Raw genomic sequence first — 6,012 nt, 5'->3', positions numbered from 1 at the left:
AGCCTTTAGTCAGATTACATTGCGAGACATCCATCACTGGTTTACCCATTGTTGCTATTGCGATACCCCTTTTAAAGAGCCTACCTAGTCATCCATGCTGTACCTCATTCAACTGAAACCCGCTATAACTGATAACTGATAACTGATAACTGATAACTGCCAGACAAGCCCAGCAAAGTTAAGTTATATTAAGATTACTCAGAATGCGTCCTCGTCCCATTCAGAAATCTCATGACTCAACCGCAAGCACAACGCATCCTCTACGTTAGACTCCCCTGTAACCCCATTTTCCCCATCGGTGTGGTTTACCTTTCCGACCACGTTCATAAACTATTCCCCGACATCGAACAAAGGATCTTTGACCTTGGTACCGTCCCCCCCTTAGACTTTAACCAGGCACTCGATCGCTGTGTTGACGAATTTCGTCCCACCCTGCTAGTATTCTCCTGGCGGGATATTCAAATATATGCCCCCGTCGGTGGTCGCGGTGGTAATCCCCTGCAAAACGCCTTTGAATTTTACTACGCTAAAAACCCCCTAATCAAGCTGCGCGGTGCTTTGGGAGGTTTAAAGGTGACAACCGCCTACTACGGCGAATTATGGCGCAATCAGGGACTAATTCGCCGCGGGTTGCAGCGGGCCAGAAAATACCATCCCGAAGCGCGAGTTATCGTCGGGGGTGGTGCCGTCAGTGTTTTCTACGAACAACTAAAAACTAAACTGCCCATAGGAACAATTGTATCAGTGGGAGAAGGGGAAACCCTGCTAGAAAAATTCCTCTCCGGTCGAGACTTTAGCGATGAACGTTGTTATGTCGTCGGAGAAACCACACCCCGGCCGCGTTTAATCCACGAATCTCCCACCCCTTTAGAAAAATCCGCTTGTAACTACGACTACATCGCCAGTATTTGGCCGGAATTTTCCTACTATTTCCAAGAAAACGACTTTTATATCGGGGTGCAAACCAAGCGCGGCTGTCCCCATAACTGCTGCTACTGCATCTATACCGTCGTCGAAGGCAAACAAGTACGCATTAATCCCGCCGATGAAGTAGTTAAGGAAATTCGCCAATTATACGACCGCGGCATTCGCAATTTCTGGTTTACCGATGCCCAATTTATCCCCGCCAGAAAATTTATCGACGATGTAGAAGAATTATTAGAAAAAATCCTCGCCGCTGGGATGAAAGATATCCATTGGGCTGCCTATATTCGTGCTGATAATCTCACTCCGAAACTGTGCGATTTAATGGTAAAAACAGGCATGAACTACTTTGAAATCGGTATCACCAGTGGTTCTCAGGAATTAGTCCGCAAAATGCGTATGGGCTATAATTTGCGGACAGTTCTGCAAAATTGTCGAGACTTAAAAGCGGCGGGTTTTAATGATCTAGTTTCGGTAAATTATTCCTTTAATGTTATTGATGAAACCCTAGAAACGATTCGTCAAACTATCGCCTATCATCGGGAATTAGAAAATATTTTTGGAGTCGATAAAGTGGAACCAGCTATCTTTTTTATCGGACTACAACCCCACACTCATCTAGAAGAATACGCCTTCAAAAAAGAAATTATTAAACCCGACTACGATCCCATGAGTTTAATGCCCTGGACAGCCAAAAAACTGCTCTGGAATCCTGAACCTTTGGGGTCATTTTTTGGCGAAGTTTGTCTGCAAGCATGGCGACAAAATCCCGATGATTTTGGACGAGAAGTGCTGAAAATTTTGGAAGCAAGACTAGGGAAGGCCGATTTAGAATGCGCTTTAACTGCACCGATAGAAACTAAGAAAAAAGTCTTAACTCCTGCTTAAAAATTAATTTTAGTCAATCCCAAGGCGGCAATTAGCGTTACCATGAGTCTGAAATCAGGAGATGATCAAAATCCCTTTACCGGTAACTGCAAAATGACCGACCATCGCCCCCATTGGCTAGAATTAGCGGAATATATCGCCCTAGGATTAACCCTGCTTACCCTTATCGCCATGGGTGCGGGGTTTTTGCCTTTGTTCCTCCTAGTCGTGACTTTCGGGTTAAATATTCTCAATCGTCTCCGAGAGAGAAACAGGCAACGTCAACGCTTAACCGCGATGGCCGGTCATTTACAGGATCAGTGGGAAGAAGAAAAAGAAGCTTTATCGGCACAAATACAGTCCCTGAGTCCCGCGGCAGCCAGCGATAACGCTCGTGCGGTCGCAACGCGCTCGCAACGCGAGATCGCAGAATTAGAAGAGAATATTCTCGCCCTCGAACAGTCCTACAATCAAATTATTCAATATATCAACCGTAACCTTTTCCTGGAACGCATCGAACATCTGGAAAAATCCTACGGTCGCTTACAAAGAGAGATTTTACCGATTAACGAAAAATCGGCGGATATTCCTGGCACAGAAGCGGAAAATGAGCCACAAATCACCCTACCTGCCCTTAATTTAACTCCCACTTCCCCCCCTGTCCCTATCCCCCATTGGCACTATTATCGCCGTCTGACCGCCCATCGGGAAATGATTACAGCGATCGCAATTACCGAGGATCAACGGTTTTTAATTAGCGTTAGTTGGGATCGTACCCTAAAAATCTGGGATTTTGCGAGGGGAACCCTGATTAATACGGTGGAAGCTCACGATCAGGGCATTTTAGCCCTAGCAGTGACTGGAAACGGCGATTATCATCTAGCGACGGGAGGATTCGATCAAACCGTTAAATTATGGACTTTAGCCAGCGATGGCAGTAATCTGGAATTAAATCAAATTTTCCTCGGTCATCTCGGTTCGATTCACGGCCTGGATTTTGCCCCCCGTTGGCATTTTTTGGTTAGTGGTAGTTACGATCAAACCCTAAAACAGTGGAATTTAGAGCAGGAAAACGAAGAATTTAGCTCCTATGACAGCCTAGGGGCAATTTATGCCCTAGCAGTGGCTCCTAATCAAGATTTTATCGCCGCAGCTGGAGGTGATGGCACTGTCACCCTCTGGCAATTGGGATCGGGAGCAAAAATCGCCGTCCTATCCGGTAACATTTCTTCGGTGCAGAGTCTGGCGATCGCTGCCGATAGTCAGATTATTGCCGCCGGTTGTGTGGATGGGACGGTGAAAATCTGGCAATACGACCCAGAGAAAAGCGGTCATTTTGCGCCAATTAGGGTGATCAATGCCCATAATGGTCAGGTGACAAGCTTGGTATTTGCAGAGGAGGGTCAATGGTTATTTACCGGGGGAACCGACGGAGAGATTAAAATCTGGTTAGCCAATTCTCAACAGGCGATCGCAACTCTCAGCGCTGCCGATGGGCGATCGTCGCCGATCTCCAGTTTAGTTCTCAGCCCCGATTATTGTCACCTAGCGGCGGCCGCGGCCGACGGTAGCATCACCATCTGGGAAAATATCACTTAATGGTCGATCGAACTAGAAAAATTGTATAATGTAATGTCCCGGACTCGGTCGGGCCAGTTTGACCCCAAGAAAAAGTGACTGAGTTAATTGTCGTTTCTGCCCAATAGTTGTCATCGGGGCATCGAGAACGCGAGAGCGATCGCTTATCCCAGAATCATTACCCATAGTAAAAAATTCAGAATGAAGACTCCAACAGATCAAAGATTTGATTACGTCAAAATCGGTTTAGCGTCCCCCGAGAGAATTCGGCAATGGGGAGAAAGAAACCTGCCTAACGGTCAAGTCGTCGGAGAAGTAACCAAACCAGAAACGATCAACTATCGGACTCTCAAACCGGAAATGGATGGGTTATTCTGCGAGAAAATTTTTGGCCCCTCGAAAGACTGGGAATGTTGGTGCGGTAAATACAAACGCGTCCGTCACCGGGGAATTGTCTGTGAACGTTGCGGGGTGGAAGTCACCGAGTCGCGGGTACGTCGTCATCGCATGGGTTTTATCAAATTAGCTGCCCCCGTCACCCACGTTTGGTATCTCAAAGGTATTCCCAGTTATCTCAGTATCCTGCTCGATATGCCCCTGCGGGACGTGGAGCAGATCGTCTATTTTAATGCCTATGTGGTTCTCGATCCGGGCAATGCCGGCAATCTTAGTTATAAACAACTCCTCAGCGAAGATCAATGGTTAGAGATCGAAGAGGAAATCTACGCAGAGGATTCGGAATTAGTCGGTATTGAAGTGGGTATCGGGGCCGAGGCTATCGAAAGACTCTTACAGGAAATTAACCTGGAAGAAGAAGCGGAAAGACTGCGGACGGAAATTGTCGAAAGTAAGGGGCAAAAACGGGCAAAATTAATTAAACGTCTCCGGGTAATCGATAACTTTATCGCCACGGGTTCTCAGGCAGAATGGATGGTTTTAAACGTAATTCCCGTGATTCCTCCCGATTTACGCCCGATGGTGCAGTTGGACGGCGGCCGTTTTGCCACCTCTGACCTGAACGATCTCTACCGTCGGGTGATTAACCGCAATAACCGTTTATCCCGTCTGCAAGAAATTCTCGCCCCGGAAATTATCGTCCGTAACGAAAAACGGATGTTACAGGAGGCCGTCGATGCTTTAATTGATAACGGTCGTCGCGGTCGCACGGTGGTGGGGGCCAATAATCGCGCCCTGAAGTCTTTATCGGATATTATTGAGGGTAAACAGGGGCGTTTCCGTCAAAATCTCCTCGGCAAACGGGTGGACTATTCGGGACGTTCGGTTATCGTTGTCGGTCCGAAGTTGAAGATCTATCAATGCGGTTTACCCCGGGAAATGGCGATCGAATTGTTCCAACCCTTCGTTATCCATCGTTTAATTAAATTAGGCATCGTCAATAATATCAAGGCGGCCAAGAAAATGATCCAACGGGGGGATGCCAATGTTTGGCACGTCTTGGATGAAGTGATCACGGGACACCCGGTGATGTTAAACCGCGCCCCCACCCTGCACCGTTTGGGCATTCAAGCGTTTGAACCGATCTTGGTGGAGGGCCGGGCGATTCAGTTACATCCCCTCGTCTGTCCCGCTTTTAACGCTGACTTTGACGGGGACCAAATGGCCGTACATATTCCCCTCTCCCTGGAGGCACAATCGGAAGCACGCTTGTTGATGTTGGCCTGTCATAATATTCTCTCACCGGCGACCGGTCGTCCGATTGTTGCCCCTTCTCAGGATATGGTTTTGGGTTGTTATTATCTCACGGCCGAAAATCCCAAGGCCCAAAAGGGTGGGGGTCGTTATTTCGCCAGCATGGATGACGCTATTCGCTCTTTTGATCAGGGATTGGTGGATCTGCACGCTTCTGTGTGGTTGCGTTTACCGGTCGGAGAAAAGGTGAAAACCAATAAACCCGATGAGGAAGTCCTGGAAACGGAAACTCTCCCCGATGGCAGCATCTGGAAATATTATCGGGAGCGCAAAACCCGCGAGAAGGATGGTGAGATAATTTCCCAGTATGTGCGTACTACAGTAGGGCGAATTATCTACAATAAGACGATTCTAGAAGCTTTGGTGGTCTAGAGAGAGATTAGGTTAGGGTGGGCAATGCCCACCTTAATTTTTAGGCTAAAGCGGCAATACATTCTATTTCCACTAGCACATCTTTGGGAAGACGGGCTACCTCCACACAGGCCCGGGCTGGGGCGGTTTCCGGGGGGAAATAACGGGCATAAACTTGATTCATAGCCCCGAAATTGGCTAAATCCGAGAGAAAGACGGTAGTTTTCACCACATTTGACCACTTAGCCCCCGCAGCGGTTAAAATGCCCTCTAGATTGGCCATAACTTGTTCGGTTTGGGCGCTAATTTCCCCGGAGACGATTTCACCCGTGACGGGATCTAGGGGAATTTGTCCCGCAACAAAGAGAAAAGGACCAGTAGCGGCGAGCGCTTGATTATAGGGACCCACAGGGGCCGGAGCTTTATCAGTACGGATGACCTGATTATTCATGGGCAGGATAGTTAAAAAAGATGACATTGAATCAATTGAATATTTTCCCAGTTTTTCGATCGCTTGCAGTTAATTTTCGCCGGTCAGGGGGTTTAATTTTGACTGATTGTCTTTGTCGAAGGTGAGCTAAA

At 47.6% G+C, this 6,012-nt stretch carries 5 protein-coding genes; 3 read left to right on the top strand and 2 right to left on the bottom strand.

The genetic code is table 11. The features are described 5' to 3' along the window. The first annotated feature begins 231 nt into the window (after positions 1-231). Both MiAbW_RS16185 and MiAbW_RS16180 read left to right on the top strand, forming a co-directional pair. Positions 232-1,812 carry a photosystem II high light acclimation radical SAM protein gene (locus tag MiAbW_RS16185; protein WP_151696934.1) on the top strand — a complete coding sequence of 527 codons (1,581 nt, stop codon included), beginning with the start codon at positions 232-234 and terminating at the stop codon, positions 1,810-1,812. 42 nt (positions 1,813-1,854) lie between these two features. Next, on the top strand, positions 1,855-3,390 hold the full coding sequence (locus MiAbW_RS16180; protein WP_151696933.1) for a WD40 repeat domain-containing protein: 1,536 nt from the start codon (positions 1,855-1,857) through the stop codon (positions 3,388-3,390). Positions 3,391-3,402: 12 nt separating this feature from the next. On the opposite strand, the gene MiAbW_RS20245 is transcribed toward MiAbW_RS16180, so the two are convergent. Continuing rightward, positions 3,403-3,555, bottom strand: coding sequence for a hypothetical protein (locus tag MiAbW_RS20245; RefSeq protein WP_159297168.1), 153 nt, complete (start codon positions 3,553-3,555; stop codon positions 3,403-3,405). Positions 3,556-3,570: 15 nt separating this feature from the next. Here MiAbW_RS20245 and MiAbW_RS16175 point away from each other — a divergent pair, with 15 nt between their 5' ends. After that, positions 3,571-5,451 carry a DNA-directed RNA polymerase subunit gamma gene (locus MiAbW_RS16175; RefSeq protein WP_151696932.1) on the top strand — a complete coding sequence of 627 codons (1,881 nt, stop codon included), beginning with the start codon at positions 3,571-3,573 and terminating at the stop codon, positions 5,449-5,451. Between the two features lie 40 nt (positions 5,452-5,491). Here the strand turns inward: MiAbW_RS16175 and MiAbW_RS16170 are convergent, their stop codons facing one another. After that, a complete protein-coding gene (locus tag MiAbW_RS16170; protein WP_238707320.1) occupies positions 5,492-5,908 on the bottom strand; it encodes a RidA family protein in 417 nt (138 codons plus the stop codon). Positions 5,909-6,012 lie beyond the last annotated feature (104 nt).

This window comes from Microcystis aeruginosa NIES-4325, from assembly GCF_008974145.1.
In the GTDB taxonomy this organism is placed as follows: Bacteria; Cyanobacteriota; Cyanobacteriia; order Cyanobacteriales; family Microcystaceae; genus Microcystis; species Microcystis aeruginosa_G.
Note: the sequence above shows the minus strand (reverse complement) of the source record. Positions and strands in the feature narration are given on the sequence as shown.